Here is a 17,291-nt window from a genome sequence, read left to right on the forward strand (position 1 = left end):
TCACTCCTATCACTCTGGATATTCAACGTCTTTTTCTTCAATAACTTCCCCGTCTCGGACAATTTTATAAGACGCTTTTTCATTTTCATCAACTAAAACATCGAATGATTCTTTTGTTGTTTCAGTAATCGTTAGTTCTTTAGCAGGAACCGACATATCGTTATCTGCATCTTCGATATAAATTTGTACTTTTTGCGGCTTTGGCTTTTCCTCTTCTGTTTCAGTGGCATCGCCTGTTTCCGTTGCGTCGCCTTGTTCCGTGCTTGCTTCGGTGTCAGTCTCTTCTTTATACGGGATAGTCACATCCACTGCTACCGTTTGAGGAGCCTTTGGCTCTTTGCCCATCGAGACCGTAATGGTAAGCTTATCACCTTGCTCGATACTCTGCTCCGCTGCCGGCTTTTGAGACATCACAAGACCTTTTTCAACAGTATCGGAATACGCTGTTTTTACATCCACTTCAATATCTTCATCTGATGCATAATCTTTTACGCTTTTTTCCGTCCACCCGGAGAAATCCTTTAATGCAATCTTCGGCGGACCTTTACTTACCCAAAGCGTAACTGTTGTATCTTCCGGCACGACTTGTTCTGTTTCTTTAGGCGTCTGATCTGTAATATTGCCTTTTGGTTCAGTGCTTTCGACTTCGATAGATTGAATGTCTTTATAATTCTGCTTTTCTAACAGACTTTTTACTTCCGTAAAGCTTCTTCCAATGTACCTGTTAAATGCTTCTTTTTTCTTTCCTGTACTTCGATAAATAATGACATTAGATCCTTCTTTGATCACGTCTCCTGCTTCTGGCATCGTTTTAACCACGTCGCCTTCTTCCACCTCGTTATCGGATATATCTTTAGGATTCTTCACTTTAAAGCCTAAAGAAACTAAATCGGTTACTGCTGATTCATAATCTTGATTATGTAAATCAGGAACCTTTACGTCTTTTGGCAGTAATAAAGCCGGAATAAATGTAACGGCGGCTACGCTAGCAGCTGCCAGCAGCAAAAAAATTAAAACAAGCGTTACAATCAGCTTGCTTTTACCTTTTTTCTTTTTCTTCTTTTTTTTCTTCGGCTTTAACTCTTCTTCCTCTTGTTCTTCGCGCTCTAAGTGAGGTGGTTTTCTCACAGATACGTGCGTTTCTTCAGTTTCAACAAAATCCTCTTTAATAACTGGAATGGCTTTTGTCACTTCTTCATCATCAGGCACCGTAAACCTTTGTTCATTATAACGATTTGGATGAACAGCAGACTGTAAATCCGCTTCGAGTTCTTCGACGGAACTGTATCGGTAAAATGGATCTTTAGTTGTTGCTTTTAATACAACATTCTCCACGCTTTGAGGGATAGATGGATTCCACCTTTTTGGAGAAGGTGTTTCTGTCTGTAAATGTTTTAATGCAATTGACACAGCCGATTCCCCAGAAAAAGGGACTCGACCCGTTAGCAATTCAAATAGGACGATGCCAAGCGAATAAATATCAGAACGCTTATTCGCAAGCCCTCCCCTTGCCTGTTCAGGAGATAAATAATGAACAGAGCCCAAAACAGAATTAGTATGGGTAATGGTTGTAGAACTTAGTGCTACGGCAATGCCGAAGTCAGTAACTTTAATGGTATCATCATGATCAATTAAAATATTTTGAGGCTTAATATCCCGGTGAATAATTCCGTACTGATGAGCATGGGCAATAGCTGATGTAATCTGCGTCATAATATGTATGGCTTTATCAAGAGATAGTGGTGATTCTTGCAGAATGTATTGTTTTAATGTCATACCCGGTACATATTCCATGATGATATAGTAAATATCTTCTTCTTCTCCAACATCATAAATACTGACAATATTAGGATGAGCAATACTCGTAGCAGATTGTGCTTCTCGATGGAAACGCTTTATAAACGCGTCGTCACTTGCAAAGTCTAAACGAAGCACTTTAATTGCCACATCACGATCTAAAATCATGTCGCGACCTAAATAGACGTTTGCCATTCCGCCTCCACCAATTACTTGCAATACCTTATAACGGTCGTTTAGCCGTCTACCTATTAGCAACACTCTCACCCACTTTCAGATGTAAAGTCCACAATTGCAAGTGTAATATTGTCTTCTCCACCAAGCTCATTTGCTAATTGAATCAGGCTCGTACCCTTTTCGTGAAGTGATGAACTTGTTGATAACGTTTCGTTCAGCTTTTGTTCCGTTACCTTATTTGTCAGTCCATCTGAACATAATAATAATCGATCTTCTTTTTCCACTTCAATTGTTTTTACATCTAAACTAACATTTTCTTCGGTACCTAGTGCTCGCAATAAGATATTTTTTCGTGGATGATGCTCAGCATCTTCTTTTGTGATTTGACCATTTTTTACGAGTTCATTCACAAGAGAATGATCTTCTGTTACTTGTTGAAATCCATATTCATTTGAAATATAGCATCTGCTGTCTCCTATATTACCAATCGCACAAAACGTATCGGCGCATAAAGCCAGTACAACTGTTGTACCCATCCCTTTACACTCTTCATGCTCCTGAGCATACTGATAAATATCTTGATTAATTTGCGAAACATGCGTACGAATCCACTGCGTCGCCTCATCAGGAGACGTTACTTTGTCCGCTTCTTCCCACGCTATTTGCAATTTTTGAACCGCCATCTCACTGGCGACGTCGCCAGCTCGATGACCTCCCATACCATCAGCCACAATTGCAAGCAGCTGATTGTGTTGGTTCAAAAATACCCCTCCGTTATCTTCATTGTGTTGTCTAACTCTCCCACGGTCTGTCATGAAGACAGTTACCATACAATCACCTCGTCTCTTCTTTACGCTCCTTCGCACGTAATTGGCCACAAGCTGCATCAATATCATGACCTTGCTCACGTCGAATAGTCACGTTAACGCCACGCTTTTTAAGCGTACGTTCAAATGCAAAAATCTGTTCACGCGGTGTACGAACATAATCACGCTCAGGCACATAGTTTACCGGAATCAAGTTCACGTGACATTTAACGTCTTTAATCAAATCCGCTAATTCCTCAGCATGCTCTACTTGATCGTTTACTCCTCCGAATAGACCATACTCAAAGCTAATACGTCTTCCCGTTTTATCCGTATAATATTTAATGGCTTCCATCAAATCAGGAAGTTTGTACGCACGGTTAATCGGCATTAAGCGTGAGCGGATGTCATTGTTTGGAGCGTGAAGTGAAATCGCAAAATTGATTTGCATTTTTTCATCAGCAAACTTATAGATTTTCGGAATGATCCCACTTGTCGATACTGTGATATGACGTGCACCAATATTTAATCCATCATCACTGTTAATTGTTTTTAAGAAGCGCATCATTTCATCATAGTTATCAAATGGCTCCCCAATACCCATAATTACGACAGAGCTCACGCGTTCTCCTTGTTCATCTAGCGCTTTTTGTACTTTTACTACTTGTGCTACGATTTCTCCAGCTTCTAAGTTACGCTTTAAACCTCCAAGAGTAGACGCACAGAATGTACAGCCGATGCGACAGCCAACTTGAGTTGTTACACAGACAGAATTTCCGTATTCATGACGCATAAGCACCGTTTCAATCGTATAACCGTCATGGAGTTCGAATAAAAACTTCATCGTGCCGTCCCCAGACGTTTGCTGAACAACTGTTTTTAATGTCGTTAATGCAAATTTGTCTTTTAATTGTTCGCGTAATCCTTTAGATAAGTTTGACATATCGTCAAAGTCCGTTACGCGTTTAACATATAACCAGTCAAAAATTTGTTTAGCACGGAACTTCTTATCTCCGTGTTCTACTAACCAATTTTCTAGGTCGTGCATTTCTAATGAATAAATAGATGGTTTTTGCGCTTTTTCTTCTGCTTTTACTTTTCTTTTAGCTACTTCTTCCATTTTTACACCTTCTTCTGTAAACATGCAATATAAAACCCATCGCTTTGTGCATCTGGCAGCAATTGAATTTCACCATGTTTTACGTTTTGTTTAAGCTTTTGCGGCATGCGTGCAGCGAGGGTTTCATCTTTTTGAAAATCAGCATGATCTGCTAAAAATGCTGCTACAACATCCCCATTTTCATCCCGGTCAATTGTACATGTACTATATACAAGGGTCCCGCCTTTTTTTAATAAAGGCGCAACCGCATTTAAAATATCTTGTTGAATACGCGCCAGCTGCTTTACATCTTGCTCAGTTTTTGTATATTTCAAATCAGGTTTACGTCTCATTACACCAAAACCTGAGCACGGAGCATCCACTAAGATGCGGTCAAACACTTCTTTATCAAACCGTTCGCCTGCTTTGCGGCTGTCTTGAACCGTCGGCTCAATATTGGTAAGATGCAGACGCTCTGCCTGCTGGGCAATCAGCTTTACTTTATGGTCATGAATGTCCAAGGAAATAACTTTACCACTGTTTTTAAGCTGCTCTGCAATATGAGTTGATTTTCCTCCCGGTGCAGCACAGCTATCTAAAATTAGCTCTTCTGCCTCTGCACCGAGCGCATGAGCAACTAACATAGAGCTTTCATCTTGAACGGTAAACATACCTTCACGAAATGCTTGTGTATGAGCTGCATTTCCTTTTTGAACTTCTAGCGCTTCTTCTACAAAATGGCCTGGTTCTACAACAATACCTTCTTTTTCAAGCGCTTCTTTTACTTCATTTTGCGTAAAGCGTGCACTGTTTACTCGGACTGTTTGTTTAGGGGCCATTAAATTAGCTAAACAGATTCCGCGTGTTTTGTCCAATCCATATTGTTCCACCCAGCGCTTTACAAGCCACAATGGGTGACTGGTTTCAATCGCCAATCGCTCCACAGGGTTTTGTATTTCTTCTAAAGAAGGCGTGCCGCTGCGCTGAATATTTCGTAAAACGCCGTTTACCATTGAGGCAATTCCTTTATGACCGCGTTTTTTGGCAATTTCTACTGCTTCATGAAGGATTGCCCGGTCAGGCACCCGGTCTAAATACACCATTTGGTAAAGAGATAAACGAAGCAGCACTCGCACCCAAGGCTGAAGCTTTTTTGGATTTTTCAAGAAAGGCGCTAACCCGTAATCTAACGTATCGCGTCTTTGAATCGTTCCATACACAATTTCCGTTAATAGCCCTGCATCTTTTCCTTGAATACCACGTTTTTGTATGCTGTTATTTAACAATAGGTTGCTGAATGCCTGATTTTTTTCAATAGCTAGTAAAATATCTAAAGCTATGTCTCGAACGTTGTACTTACTCATTGACATCCCCTAATACTGTTCCGACTTCAACGGATGTACCTCGTAAATACTGTGCTGCATCCATACGTTTTTTTCCAGCCGGCTGAAGTTCCGTCACTTTAATAGCTGTTTCATTTCCAGTTGCTACTATAAAGCCATCCTCTTCAAGTGATAAAACGGTACCCGGTTTGCCTGATGCAGATACTTTCTCTCCCCACCAAATTTTCATGACCTGACCGTCTGCTGTTGTATAAGCAACGGGCCAAGGATGAAGTCCGCGGATATGGTTATAAATTTCTTCTCCTGTACGGGCCCAATCAATTTTCTCTTGTTCCCGCTTAATGTTAGAAGCAAATGTCGCTTCCTCATCGTTTTGTTTCACCGGCGTAATTTCACCTTTTACAAGAGAAGGAATAGTTTCTGAAAGCAATTTTGCACCAGCAGCGCTGAGTTTATCATGAAGCGTGCCAACGTGATCACGTTCTTCAATCGGAACTTCTACCTGTGTTAAGATATCACCTGCATCTAATTTTTCTACCATATACATAATTGTAACACCAGTTTTCGGCTTACCTTGTAGAATTGAATAATGAATCGGCGCGCCTCCGCGCAGTTCAGGTAACAGAGAAGCATGCACGTTAATACAGCCGTATTTAGGCGCTTCTAAAATAGGAGTTGGTAAAATTTGACCAAAAGCCGCTGTTACAATTAGGTCAGGCTCATACGCTAACACTTGCTGATATTCTTCTTCTAAACGAATCTTTTCTGGCTGCAGTACAGGTATTTCATGCTTTAACGCCTCAACTTTTACAGGAGGAGGTGTTAATACGCGCTTGCGTCCTTTTGGTCGGTCCGGCTGTGTAACCACTGCGACCACTTCATATCCATCTTTAAGTAATGTTTGTAAAACCGGCACTGAAAAATCCGGCGTTCCCATAAATACGACTTTCATCGTGTAAAACCTACCCTTCTAGTTCATCCTCTTCGTAATACTTTGTTACTTTTTCCGTGAACAATACACCGTGTAAATGATCAATTTCATGTTGAATTGCTCGTGCTAAAAAACCTTTTGCTTCTATAAAATAAGGTTTTCCTTTACGATTTTGCGCACGTACTTTCACATAATCAGCTCGAGCCACGTCACCAAAAAGGCCCGGAAAACTTAGGCAGCCTTCTGGACCGATTTGTTCGCCTCGTTGCTCAATAATTACCGGATTAATTAACTCAATTTTACCGTGTCGGTCGTCCACGTCTACCACTGCCACTTGCTGCAGAACTCCTACTTGAGGAGCAGCTAGACCCACACCGTCTGCTTCAAGCATTAAATCATACATGCCATTTAGTAATTTCGCTAATTTATTATCAAAGTTTTTAACGACTTCACACTCTTGTTCAAGTACTTCATTAGGATGGTAAACAAGCTTAAGCTTAGCCAAATAGGCACCTCCTTTATTCTTTCTATTTATATCCAAAAAGCTTCTTCTTTAACGCCATCAAGACGACTAGTTACATCATCGAGTATGGATTCAAATCAATTGTAATCGTTAAATTTTCCTTCTGCATTTCCGCTTGATAACGTTCTAATATATATTTCAACAGCGGAATCAGGCTTGGTTCCAGCTTGTATTTTAACATGCATTGATAGCGATATCTATCTTTTATCTTAGCAATCGGAGATGCGACTGGCCCTAAGATCGTTGTTTGCGGCGAAAGTTTCTGACGCAGATACTGCGAAATTTTGTCTGTAACAGACACCACTTTTGCAATATTTTCATGAGATACCGTTACAAGCGCCAAGTAAAAGAAAGGAGGATATTTATGCATTTTACGAATTTCCATCTCCTGCTTATAAAACGCATCATAATCATGCTGACTCGCAAGTTGAATGCTGTAGTGTTCAGGCGTGTACGTTTGAATCACTACTTCTCCTGGAAGTTTGTGGCGTCCTGCTCTTCCGCTTACTTGTGTTAAAAGCTGAAACGTTTTTTCAGATGCACGAAAGTCAGGTAAATTGAGCATCGTATCTGCTGTTAAAACGCCTACAAGCGTGACGTTTGGAAAGTCCAGCCCTTTGGCAATCATCTGCGTCCCTAGTAAAATTTGCGCTTCTCCACTTGCAAACTTGTTCAGGAGCTTTTCATGCGCGCCTTTTCGGCTTGTCGTATCAACATCCATTCGAACGACTCTAGCCTCAGGCAGCACTTTTGTTAATTCTTCTTCCACTTTTTGTGTACCAGATCCAAAAAAGCGGATATGTTCGCTGTGGCATTCTGGGCACTCAGTGTGCACATGCTCTTCGTGTCCACAGTAATGGCATTTTAATTTATTTTGATAGCGATGATACGTTAGTGAAATTTCACAGTGCTCACATGTCGGAACGTAACCGCAGTCCCTGCACATAACAAAAGAAGAATGGCCTCTTTTATTTAAAAATAAAACGATTTGCTCTCCTTTTTCTAAACGATCTTTCATCTTTTCAAACAGCATAGTTGAAAACATAGAGCGATTGCCGCTGCGAAGCTCCTCTCTCATATCAACAATATCCACCGACGGCATTGATGACTTATTCATTCTTTGCTTTAACGTCAGTAGCTTATACACACCTTTTTGCGCTCTTGCAAAGGACTCAAGCGTTGGCGTTGCACTTCCTAAAATGACTGGACACTGATGATGCTGCCCTCGGTAAATAGCTACATCTCTGGCATGATAACGGGGGTTTTCTTCTTGTTTATAACTCGTCTCATGTTCTTCATCGATAATAAGAAGGCCCAAATTTTCAAATGGAGCAAATACAGCAGAGCGGGCTCCTACTACAACGGATACTTCTTTTCGCTGAATTTTTCGCCATTCATCGTATTTTTCTCCAGTAGACAAGCCGCTATGAAGCACAGCAACTTTTGAGCCGAATCGCTCTTTAAAACGCTTGACCATCTGAGGGGTAAGTGAAATCTCCGGAACAAGCATAATCGCTTCTTTCCCTTTTTTTAGCACTTGATCAATTGATTGGAGATACACTTCCGTTTTTCCGCTTCCGGTTACTCCGTACATTAAAAACACATCGTGAAGATTTGCTTCGATGTCATGCAGAATCGGTGCGATTGCCTCAGCTTGTTCATCCGTCAATTGAAAAGGCTTTGATGGTGTAAAGTATCGGTCTTGATAAGGATCACGGTATATTTCAATTTCCGTCTCCGCTAAGAGTCCTTTGTTAATCAGCGCTTTTATAGGAGCGGAGGTAATCTGCAAATCTTCCGCTATTTCTTTTATGGCTACTTCTTCATTTCGATTCAGCATAAAAGACAGCACTTGCTTTTGCTTTTCTGCCTGCTTATTTAACTCGCTCATAAACTGTTGAATGTCTTCAAGGCTTTGATTCAGTTTTACGCCCTTTGCCGTTTTTTTGTTTCCTTTGTTTTTCACCACGTAGACGACCTCAATTAGACCTTTTTGAATATCACGGTGAAAAGCAGGAGCAGCGACTGTTTTTTCTACTTCACTCCACTTCAGTGAGGATCTTGACTGAAAAAACGGCTTTACTTGCTCATGAAGCTGTTCGTATGCCTCTTTTGAAAGGAGTGACAGTTCTTTATCATATTTTGCTTTCATCGCCGCAGGCAGCATGACTTGAAAAGCCGATATCATAAAACAAAGTGTTTTTTCTGTTAGCCAGTGTCCAATCTCTAACAGTTCAGGAGTCAGAACCGGCGTTAAATCAAGCAGGTCAGCGATTGGTTTAACACGCTTAACTTCAGCCTCTTCTTTAAGAGCCACCACAAACCCCTGAACTTTTCTTGGACCAAACGGAACGATAACTCGCATACCCGGAACAATAATTCCTTTCCATTTGTCAGGAATAGCGTAGTCAAAAGCTCGATCTGTTTGTTTAGCAGCCACGTCCACAATTACACTAGCTACACTCATTTTGTTAGCCCTTCTAACATTTCCTTCACTTCTTTTAACACCTCGGTAGCTACCTCGTGTTTTGAAAGAATGGGAAGTTCCCTAGACTCTCCACTTCGCTTATAGAGCGTCACAATATTTGTGTCCGTCCCAAAACCTGCTCCTTCTGTCGTCACGTTATTAGCTACAATCATATCCAAGTTTTTAGATGCAAGTTTCTTTTGTGCATATTCATCCACTTGTTCTGTTTCTGCTGCAAAGCCGACTAAAAGCTGATGTTCTTTTCGCTCTCCAAGCGTGCGTAAAATATCTGTTGTTCTCTCTAGCTCTAATACTGCTTCACCAGGCTGCTTTTTCATCTTTTGATCAAACACATGCTTTGGTCGGTAATCTGCCACTGCGGCTGATTTAATGACAACATCTGCTTCATGATAGCGCTGCATAACAGCTTCAAGCATCTGCTGCGCACTTTCAATTTGAACAACCTGCACTCCTTTTGGATACTCTAAATTCGTCGGTCCTGTGACAAGTGTTACCGATGCGCCTAACTTAGCAGCTTGTTCTGCAAGAGCATAGCCCATTTTCCCGGTAGAACGATTGGTAAAAAATCGGACGGGATCAATGCGTTCTACCGTAGGTCCTGCTGTAACCAATACATTCACACCTTCAAGGATCTTTTGTGTATCTGATGTTTGTGAAAAATAAGATCCGATTAGTGAAACAATTGTTTCTGGCTCTTCAAGACGGCCTTTTCCTACATAACCGCATGCCAAATACCCTTCTCCTGGTTCTACAAAAGAGTAACCAAATGATGAAAGAGTGCTCATATTTTTTTTAACAGCGGGATGATCGTACATATGAACATTCATCGCAGGCGCAATCCACACAGGTGCAGTAGCAGCCAATAGCGTTGTGGAAATCATATCATCTGCAAGACCATTTGCTATTTTTCCTATCATGTTAGCCGTAGCAGGAGCTACTAAAATTAAATCAGGCCAATCTGCTAAATCAATATGTGCAATCACAGATGGATCTTTTTCATCAAACGTATCTGTATAAACTGGGTTTCGAGACAGAGCTTGAAACGTAAGCGGCGTTACGAACTCGCGTGCTGAAGCAGTCATCATTACTTTAACTTCCGCTCCCGCTTGTACTAATTTACTTGTTAAAGCTGCGGCTTTATATACGGCGATCCCGCCGCTAACACATAATAAAATTCGTTTTCCCTTCATCATTATGCCCCCATCTATTTATCCCGCTCAACCAGCATCCGCTTGTTTACTCGGGTAACTATCTAAAGCTTTTCAATTCAATTATTATACCATTTTTGTAGTGAGACATTCACTATCCTGCTTGAATACAAACAAAAGCATCAAAAAAATAACAACCTATAAAGTAGGTTGTTATTTTTTCACTTACTGATGTTTAGAATCTTCTTCTGCTACACCTTGCTTATAGCTTAATTGTTCAGCATTAATTTCTTCTAAAGCACAGCCTACAAATTTATAAGAAACCGGCTTTTCAATCGGCGTATCATTGTGAAGCTGTAATTGACGAGCACGTTTTGCAGCTACTGTCACAAGCGTGTACTTAGAATCTAATTTTTCCATTAGGGAATCAATTGATGGATAAAGCATGTTTATTCTACCTCCAGCATTCTTTTATAGCGCGCAGAAATACGATCACGACGGCAGTGTTCAGCCGTTACGATAGCACGGATGCGAGCACAAGCATTTTCTACTTTGTCATTTTCTACAACATAATCGTAGGCGTCCATAAGTTCAATTTCTTCTTTTGCCACGCGCATACGGTTATTGATTAAGTCTTCTGTTTCAGTACCGCGGTTTACGATACGACTTTTAAGCTCTGATAAACTAGGCGGTGCCAAGAAGATGAACAAACCTTCTGGAAATGCTTCTTTCACTTGAAGAGCACCTTGCACTTCAATTTCTAGAAATACGTCTTTTCCTTCAGATAACGTTTGTTCTACATAATCAACCGGGGTGCCGTAGTAGTTGCCTACGTATTCAGCCCACTCTAATAATTTCTTGTTTTCAATCATGCGCTCAAACTCTTCGCGTGGTTTGAAGAAATAGTCAACGCCATCTACTTCACCTTCGCGGGGCTTTCTTGTTGTTGCAGAGATAGAATACTGCAATTTAATGTCTTCTTGCTCAAACAATGCTTTTCGTACCGTTCCTTTTCCAACACCTGATGGTCCGGAAAGAACAATTAATAAACCTCTTTCAATCATCGGTTCAAGTGACCTACCCTTCTAATAATTCTTCTTTGTTTATAAGTCGCTGCGACACAGTTTCTGGCTGTACAGGAGCTAAAATAACATGATCGCTATCCATAACAATAACAGATCGTGTTTTACGTCCTTGCGTTGCATCTATTAAAGAGCCTCGATCTTTTGCATCTTGAATAATGCGTTTGATTGGAGCTGATTCAGGATGAACGACAGAGATTATACGATTAGAAGAAATAAAATTTCCAAATCCAACGTTCACTAATTTACCGCTCATAAGAAGCCTCCTGCTATACCAATATAATCTTTATCTTACACGAAGGCTATTCAATATTTTGAACCTGCTCTTTTATGCGTTCTAATTGTGCTTTCATACTAATAACATACTGAGCAATAGTACCATTATTTGCCTTCGCACCGATTGTATTCATTTCACGATTCAGCTCTTGAACAAGAAAATCCAGCTTGCGTCCTACTGAATCAGGTGTATTTAATGCTTGAATAAATTGTGAAACATGACTTTGAATTCGCGTAAGTTCTTCGCTAATATCTGCTTTTTCAGCAAAAATAGCTACTTCAGTCAGCACTCGCTGCTCATCGAAAGTACCTTCTAAATAGTCGCTCAGCTTTCTTTTAATACGCTCGCGATATTGTTCAGCAACTTCAGGAGCAAGCTGTGTAATTTTTTCGCGAATGTCTTGAATGTCCTGTAAGTATCCCATTAAATCGTGATACAGCTCTGATCCCTCTCGTTTCCGCATATCCACTAACTGATGAACAGCAGCTTCAACAGCTTCAAAGATTACACCATGAATACTCGTCTGATCAGCTTCTTCTTCATAAGTTGTCATCACTTCAGGCATGTGTAAAATGTCTTGAATTTGAACAGATTGTGATAGCCCGTGCTTTTCTTTTACTTGCTGCAACGCATTCATGTATTCATCAAGCAGCTGCCAATCCGTCTGCAGTTTCTTTTTTGCCATTTCTTCACCTGAAATAGTAACAAATACTTCTACTCTACCACGTTTTATGTATGTTTGAACGATTTTTTTTATTTTATCTTCAATTTCAATTAATTGTCTTGGCATACGGATAACAATTTCACAAAAACGATGATTAACAGACTTCATTTCCACTGTTACTGATCGATTTTCCACTTCCGCTTTTCCGCGGCCAAAACCAGTCATACTTTTTATCATTATCATCACATCCACTATGTACATCTTACATAAAAAGTATCATAAAAGAAAGTGTTAGCAAAAAAAAGAAATCTCTCTTCTTTATTCAACCTGTAAAGGCTGCCTTCATGAGTTTTCTCATTTGGGACAGCCTGTATTAAAGTATAGCACAATTTATGAAGGTTTTCTTGTTAAAAGTGAACCAGCAAGTAAAAAAGTTGGAAGGCTTGCAAGTCCTAAAATAACGAGCCATTCACGCGGTGCAATGGCCATTGTATGGAAAATAGGCTGCAGGGGCGGATAGTAGATAGCCACCAGCATAAGGATAATAGATGAAATAACAGCTCCTACAAGATATAAGTTCTGAAATGGATTCCGATCAAAAATTGATTTTTCACTTCGGCAGTCAAATACGTGAATAAGCTGTGCCATGACAAGCGTGGCAAATGCAATCGTCTGAGCATACTGCAACCGATCTGGGTCATTGTCGTAGACAATCATGAACGCAGCAAGTGTAGCAGCTCCAATTAAAAATCCGCGGCTGACTACTTTCCACCCTAATCCTCTTGCAAAGATACCTTCGCGTGGATGCCTCGGATGGCGCTTCATCACGTTATCCTCTGGCTGGTCTAAGCCAAGAGCCATCGCAGGCAAACCGTCTGTTACTAAGTTTACCCATAGTATTTGAATGGGTACTAGCGGTAGCGGAAGTGCTAAAATCATCGCAAAGAGCATAACTAAGATTTCTCCTACATTTGATGCAAGCAAGTAACGGATAAACTTTCGAATATTTTCATAGATGTTTCGTCCTTCTTTGATTGCTGATTTAATAGTAGCAAAATTATCATCAAGCAAAACGAGTGAAGACGCTTCTTTTGCTACGTCTGTTCCGGTGATGCCCATCGCAATGCCTATGTCTGCTGCTTTAATAGCAGGTGCATCATTTACGCCGTCGCCCGTCATGGCTACAATGTGATCTTTTGCTTGAAGAGCTTTAACAATTTTAAGCTTATGCTCAGGTGATACCCTCGCATATACGTAAACATCATCTACTACTTCTTCTAGCTCTTCCTGCGTCATTTTGGATAAATCCGTTCCTTCCAAGACTTGACCGTTTTTCGGTAATATTCCCAGCTGTTTTGCAATCGCCTGTGCTGTAATGACGTGGTCACCTGTAATCATAACGGTTTTGATGCCTGCGTCTCGGCATTCTTTGACCGCTTGCTTGACTTCTGGTCTTGGCGGGTCAATCATTCCTTGAAGCCCGAGGAAAGTCAGGTCTTTTTCCGCTTCCTTCTCTGTATGAACGCTCTCATGGTCTCCTAACGGCCGATAAGCAATAGCAATGGTTCGAAGCGCTTGGCTAGCTAACTGATCAATCGCTCCTTTTACTTCATTATGAACCGTTACCGACAGCGTTTGTTGTCTGCTTTCCCACAAAACATTTTTGCTGTTTATAAGCAGCACATCCGGAGCACCTTTTGTTATGACATAGCGCTTATGAGATGCGTCTTCAATGACTACACTCATCATTTTACGCGTTGAATCAAATGGAAACTCTTCAATAATCTTAAACTGCTTTTGAATGTTTTCTTTTGTCAGTCCAGCTTTCATCGCTGCAACAAGCAAAGCCGCTTCAGTAGGATCCCCGTCGATGACATATTCTTTATCTTTTCTCGAAATGGACGTTTGATTGCAAAGCAGACCAAACACCAAAAGCTGCTGAAGCGGTTTTTCACTTCGTGTATCAACTTCTCTTTCCTCTCGCGAAAATACGCCCGTAGGTTCATACCCTGTCCCTGATACTCTCCACGTCATTCCTCCTGACCAGAGGTGAGTAACCGTCATTTTATTTTGCGTTAATGTGCCCGTTTTGTCTGAGCAAATGACTGATGCGCACCCTAGTGTCTCAACAGCAGGAAGTTTGCGAACAATAGATCTTTGCTTAATCATGCGCTGTACCCCGAGAGATAGCGCCACGGTTACGATGGCAGGAAGACCTTCGGGTATGGCAGCAACAGCCAAGGAAACTCCCGCTAAGAACATACTGTATAAGTCATGGCCTTGTAGCACACCAATCCCAACAACTAATACAGTAAGTGCAAGAGCCACAACGATTAAAATTTTGCCTAATTGCTCTAACTTCCGTTGAAGAGGAGTAATCATGGCTTCGGCATTTTGAAGTAAATCAGCAATTTGTCCCATTGCTGTCTTCATTCCAATCCCTACAACGATACCTGTTCCGCTTCCTCGCGTTACAAGGGTACCCATAAACGCCATATTGTCCTGATCTCCAAGCGGCACTTCATCTCCTGACAATGCTTTTATTTGCTTGGCAACAGGCAAAGACTCTCCCGTAAGCGCTGATTCTTCAATTTCTAGGCTTTTGGCTTCCATAATCCGAAGGTCAGCTCCGATACGGTCTCCGCTCGAAAACTTTACAACGTCTCCTACTACCAGCTCTTTAGATGGTAACTTAACCCATTTCCCTTCACGCATGGCTGCTACTTGAGGAGCAGAAAGCTCTTTTAATGCATGAAGAGATTTCTCTGCTTTTCTTTCTTGGAAGAACCCTAGAAATCCATTAATTATTACAATGGCAATAATAGCAATCGCATCGATGTATTCTCCTAAAAGCCCTGAAATAAGCGTGGCAGCTAGTAAAACCAGTACCATAAAATCTTTAAACTGCTCTAGAAACACAAGAATGGCTGGTTTTTTCTCTCCTTCAGTCAATTCATTAAACCCTTGTTGCTGCTGACGTGCTTTTACTTCTTTGTGTGTAAGACCATGCTGCCTGTCTGTTTTTGTTACTTCTACTATTGCTTTTTCACCTAATTCATACCATTTCATTGCATCTTTTCACACCCTTTTATTTGTAAATGCACCTATTAGATTGTTACAATCTTATATCGTATGCTTATTCAGACTCGTCCTAAAAAATGCTATACTTTTCTATAGGACAATTTTCAATTACTTAAGGATGTGAGCACTATGTCATTTGATGGTATTTTTACATATGGCATTTTACAAGAATTATCTGAGACCTTGGTTTCAGGACGAATTTCAAAAATATATCAGCCGTTTCCAAACGAGTTGATTTTACAAGTACGCGCTAAAGGTGAAAACCGCAAACTTTTAATCTCAGCTCACCCTAACTATTCACGCGTTCATTTTACAAATGAGCCCTATGAAAATCCATCTGAACCTCCTATGTTTTGTATGCTTCTTCGCAAACATTTAGAAGGAAGCATTATTGAACAAGTGTATCAGCTTGGATTAGACCGCATTTTAGTCATTGAAACAAAAGGACGAAATGAAATTGGCGACGTGACGTACAAGCAGCTTATTATTGAAATCATGGGAAGGCATAGTAATGTGGTACTTGTAGATAAAGAAAAACAAACGATTATCGACAGTATTAAGCATGTTCCAATGGCCTTGAACAGGCACCGTACGCTTCTACCCGGAGCTCCTTACGTACTGCCTCCTAGCCAAGATAAGCTTCACCCATTTGAAGCCGATGAAGAAACCGTAGTTAAAAAAATTGATTTTAATAGCGGAAAGCTAGCCAACCAGCTAGTGCAAACCTTCTCAGGGCTTTCTCCTTTAATTGCAAATGAAGTGGTTTTCCGCTCTGGCTTAGCGAATCGTTCTACGCTTCCAAAATCATTCGTCGAAACGATGACGCTGATCAAAGAAGGTCAGTTTACACCGACTCTGACAACCGTTAATCAAAAAGACTATTTTTATTTACTCGAATTAACGCATTTAGAGGGTACGAAAAAAACGTATGCAACTATCAGCGAGCTTCTTGACCGCTATTACTACGGGAAAGCAGAGCGAGATCGCGTAAAGCAGCAAGCGCATGATTTAGTCCAGTTTATTTCCACCGAGAAAAAGAAAAATGAGAAAAAAATAAAAAAACTTGAGCAAACGCTGCAAAATGCAGAAAAAGCATCTGATTATCAGCTAGCCGGTGAACTCCTTACGGCAAATTTACACCTTGTCAAAAAAGGAGATGCGAAAGTGGATGTTATTAATTATTACGATGAAAATAGCGGTACACTTACGATTTCATTAGATCCGCAAAAATCACCGTCTCAAAATGCTCAAAGCTATTTTACAAAGTATCAAAAAGCGAAAAATTCCGTTTCGATTGTAATCGAACAGATTGAAAAAGCAAACGAAGAAGTACAGTATTTTGAATCACTTATTCAGCAAATGGATACTGCTACTCACAAAGACATTGCGGAGATTCGTGAAGAGCTTGTGGAGGAAGGATATTTGCGCAACCGTCAGCAAAAACAAGCGAAAAAACAAAAAAACACCACGCCTACACTTGAACAATACGTTTCAAGCGACGGCACGACGATTTTAGTTGGAAAAAACAATAAGCAAAATGAGTATTTAACCAATCGCCTTGCTGCTCGTGATGACGTTTGGTTTCATACAAAAGATATACCCGGTTCTCACGTTGTGATCCGCAGCCAAGAGCCTTCAGAAAAAACAATTTTAGAAGCGGCTCACCTTGCTGCTTACTTTAGTAAAGCCAAAAATTCAAGTTCGGTACCCGTGGACTATACAAAAATTCGCCACGTCAAAAAACCAAGCGGTGCTAAACCTGGTTTTGTGACGTACGATAACCAGCAAACCGTCTACGTAACGCCTAGCGAAGAACTTGTACTGAAACTGCGTCAGTCATAATAAAACCCCCTTTCTATATAGAAAGGGGGTTTT

The 17,291-nt window shown here is 40.7% G+C and carries 14 protein-coding genes; 1 reads left to right on the forward strand and 13 read right to left on the reverse strand.

Annotation, left to right across the window (positions count from 1 at the left end):
- Positions 1–9: 9 nt before the first annotated feature.
- From pknB to U9R83_RS21170, 13 genes are all read right to left on the reverse strand, one after another.
- Positions 10–2,055, reverse strand: a complete 2,046-nt coding sequence (gene pknB / locus U9R83_RS21110; protein WP_328575460.1) for a Stk1 family PASTA domain-containing Ser/Thr kinase — start codon at positions 2,053–2,055, stop codon at positions 10–12.
- 5 nt (positions 2,056–2,060) lie between these two features.
- Entirely contained in the window at positions 2,061–2,804 is a 744-nt protein-coding gene (locus tag U9R83_RS21115; RefSeq protein WP_328575412.1) for a Stp1/IreP family PP2C-type Ser/Thr phosphatase, read from the reverse strand.
- Positions 2,805–2,808: 4 nt separating this feature from the next.
- The gene (rlmN, locus tag U9R83_RS21120) at positions 2,809–3,900 is read right to left on the reverse strand and encodes a 23S rRNA (adenine(2503)-C(2))-methyltransferase RlmN (protein ID WP_014458400.1); all 1,092 of its coding nucleotides are present in this window, start codon (positions 3,898–3,900) and stop codon (positions 2,809–2,811) included.
- 2 nt (positions 3,901–3,902) lie between these two features.
- Complete coding sequence (gene rsmB, locus U9R83_RS21125; RefSeq protein ID WP_115654846.1) at positions 3,903–5,243, reverse strand: 16S rRNA (cytosine(967)-C(5))-methyltransferase RsmB; 1,341 nt, start codon at positions 5,241–5,243, stop codon at positions 3,903–3,905.
- Entirely contained in the window at positions 5,236–6,174 is a 939-nt protein-coding gene (gene fmt / locus U9R83_RS21130; RefSeq protein WP_042991916.1) for a methionyl-tRNA formyltransferase, read from the reverse strand. The genes rsmB and fmt overlap by 8 nt, the downstream gene beginning before the upstream one ends.
- A 10-nt stretch (positions 6,175–6,184) precedes the next feature.
- Entirely contained in the window at positions 6,185–6,658 is a 474-nt protein-coding gene (gene def, locus U9R83_RS21135; RefSeq protein ID WP_013084828.1) for a peptide deformylase, read from the reverse strand.
- A 70-nt stretch (positions 6,659–6,728) separates the two neighbouring features.
- Positions 6,729–9,143, reverse strand: a complete 2,415-nt coding sequence (priA, locus tag U9R83_RS21140; protein ID WP_221779319.1) for a primosomal protein N' — start codon at positions 9,141–9,143, stop codon at positions 6,729–6,731.
- Positions 9,140–10,357: a bifunctional phosphopantothenoylcysteine decarboxylase/phosphopantothenate--cysteine ligase CoaBC gene (gene coaBC / locus U9R83_RS21145; protein ID WP_115654849.1), complete on the reverse strand. Its 1,218-nt coding sequence runs from the start codon at positions 10,355–10,357 to the stop codon at positions 9,140–9,142. Before coaBC ends, priA begins: the two co-directional genes overlap by 4 nt.
- A 180-nt stretch (positions 10,358–10,537) precedes the next feature.
- On the reverse strand, positions 10,538–10,759 hold the full coding sequence (gene rpoZ, locus U9R83_RS21150; protein WP_013058926.1) for a DNA-directed RNA polymerase subunit omega: 222 nt from the start codon (positions 10,757–10,759) through the stop codon (positions 10,538–10,540).
- A 2-nt stretch (positions 10,760–10,761) separates the two neighbouring features.
- Entirely contained in the window at positions 10,762–11,376 is a 615-nt protein-coding gene (gmk, locus tag U9R83_RS21155; RefSeq protein ID WP_013058927.1) for a guanylate kinase, read from the reverse strand.
- A 13-nt stretch (positions 11,377–11,389) separates the two neighbouring features.
- Positions 11,390–11,650, reverse strand: coding sequence for a DUF370 domain-containing protein (locus U9R83_RS21160; RefSeq protein WP_013084831.1), 261 nt, complete (start codon positions 11,648–11,650; stop codon positions 11,390–11,392).
- 46 nt (positions 11,651–11,696) lie between these two features.
- Positions 11,697–12,572, reverse strand: a complete 876-nt coding sequence (locus U9R83_RS21165; RefSeq protein WP_115654850.1) for a YicC/YloC family endoribonuclease — start codon at positions 12,570–12,572, stop codon at positions 11,697–11,699.
- Between the two features lie 153 nt (positions 12,573–12,725).
- Entirely contained in the window at positions 12,726–15,404 is a 2,679-nt protein-coding gene (locus U9R83_RS21170) for a cation-translocating P-type ATPase (protein ID WP_116742391.1), read from the reverse strand.
- Between the two features lie 141 nt (positions 15,405–15,545).
- Here U9R83_RS21170 and U9R83_RS21175 point away from each other — a divergent pair, with 141 nt between their 5' ends.
- The gene (locus tag U9R83_RS21175) at positions 15,546–17,258 is read left to right on the forward strand and encodes an Rqc2 family fibronectin-binding protein (RefSeq protein WP_226554931.1); all 1,713 of its coding nucleotides are present in this window, start codon (positions 15,546–15,548) and stop codon (positions 17,256–17,258) included.
- The last annotated feature ends 33 nt before the right edge of the window (positions 17,259–17,291 follow it).

The sequence above is a fragment of the Priestia sp. LL-8 genome, from assembly GCF_036227845.1.
Classification (GTDB): Bacteria; Bacillota; Bacilli; order Bacillales; family Bacillaceae_H; genus Priestia; species Priestia zanthoxyli.

What these genes read in the sequence shown, in the direction of transcription:
- U9R83_RS21115 (WP_328575412.1), bottom strand. Translation starts at nt 2,804, where the DNA reads ATGGTAACTGTCTTCATGACAGACCGTGGGAGAGTTAGACAACACAAT.
- rlmN (WP_014458400.1), bottom strand. Translation starts at nt 3,900, where the DNA reads ATGGAAGAAGTAGCTAAAAGAAAAGTAAAAGCAGAAGAAAAAGCGCAA.
- rsmB (WP_115654846.1), bottom strand. Translation starts at nt 5,243, where the DNA reads ATGAGTAAGTACAACGTTCGAGACATAGCTTTAGATATTTTACTAGCT.
- fmt (WP_042991916.1), bottom strand. Translation starts at nt 6,174, where the DNA reads ATGAAAGTCGTATTTATGGGAACGCCGGATTTTTCAGTGCCGGTTTTA.
- priA (WP_221779319.1), bottom strand. Translation starts at nt 9,143, where the DNA reads ATGAGTGTAGCTAGTGTAATTGTGGACGTGGCTGCTAAACAAACAGAT.
- coaBC (WP_115654849.1), bottom strand. Translation starts at nt 10,357, where the DNA reads ATGATGAAGGGAAAACGAATTTTATTATGTGTTAGCGGCGGGATCGCC.
- rpoZ (WP_013058926.1), bottom strand. Translation starts at nt 10,759, where the DNA reads ATGCTTTATCCATCAATTGATTCCCTAATGGAAAAATTAGATTCTAAG.
- gmk (WP_013058927.1), bottom strand. Translation starts at nt 11,376, where the DNA reads ATGATTGAAAGAGGTTTATTAATTGTTCTTTCCGGACCATCAGGTGTT.
- U9R83_RS21160 (WP_013084831.1), bottom strand. Translation starts at nt 11,650, where the DNA reads ATGAGCGGTAAATTAGTGAACGTTGGATTTGGAAATTTTATTTCTTCT.
- U9R83_RS21165 (WP_115654850.1), bottom strand. Translation starts at nt 12,572, where the DNA reads ATGATAAAAAGTATGACTGGTTTTGGCCGCGGAAAAGCGGAAGTGGAA.
- U9R83_RS21170 (WP_116742391.1), bottom strand. Translation starts at nt 15,404, where the DNA reads ATGAAATGGTATGAATTAGGTGAAAAAGCAATAGTAGAAGTAACAAAA.
- U9R83_RS21175 (WP_226554931.1), top strand. Translation starts at nt 15,546, where the DNA reads ATGTCATTTGATGGTATTTTTACATATGGCATTTTACAAGAATTATCT.